This window comes from Roseixanthobacter psychrophilus, assembly GCF_043195195.1.
Taxonomy (GTDB): domain Bacteria; phylum Pseudomonadota; class Alphaproteobacteria; order Rhizobiales; family Xanthobacteraceae; genus NCEH01.
Genome location: NZ_JBAFWT010000176.1, coordinates 1 through 542 on the forward strand (window position 1 = coordinate 1; position 542 = coordinate 542).

A 542-nucleotide genomic window follows, 5' to 3' on the forward strand; every position below is an offset into this window, starting at 1 on the left:
TGTCAACGAGGCGCGGGAGGCCATCAGTGGTGACGTCCAGCTTGCGCGCCGGTTCGAGCAGTTCACCTTGAGCCGGTGGGCTGCAAACGAACAGTTCGAGACCCTGGTGGCCTCGATCCTGCGCAACACGCCGCTGCGTCGACCCTCGGTGCTTACGCCGAAATCGCTGCGACGGATCCTGCAGATCACAGAGGGTATCACCGCCAGCATCTTCCACGTGATCAACAGCCTGGCCGTCGAAGCCATCGAGAGCGGCCGCGAGCACATCAACGACGAAGCCGTCGAGAACTGGGAGCCAGAGTTCGATGCCGAGGCGGCATTCGCATGATTGAGAACCCACCGCCACGGCAGTTGCCGGTGTGCTTGCCGCCCCATTCTGATGAACTCCTGTCCTCCTGGATCAGTCGCCATGCCGCCTTCTACGCGGTCCCTCCGCTTGTCATGCTTCGGCATTGCCTGCCGGAGGCCTCCGCGTTGCGCGCGGCCGATCTCCATCTGAGCAGTGATCAGGAAATCCGCCTGGCCAACATATTCGGCACCGA

At 62.7% G+C, this 542-nt stretch carries 1 protein-coding gene and 1 pseudogene; both read left to right on the top strand.

Going from position 1 to position 542, the window contains the following annotated elements:
- A pseudogene (locus V5F77_RS29080) lies at positions 1 to 328 on the top strand (TniB family NTP-binding protein); the annotation flags it as partial.
- A partial coding sequence (locus V5F77_RS29085; RefSeq protein ID WP_429008515.1) for a TniQ family protein occupies positions 325 to 542 on the top strand: 218 nt, incomplete at its 3' end. The pseudogene V5F77_RS29080 and the gene V5F77_RS29085, both read left to right, overlap by 4 nt.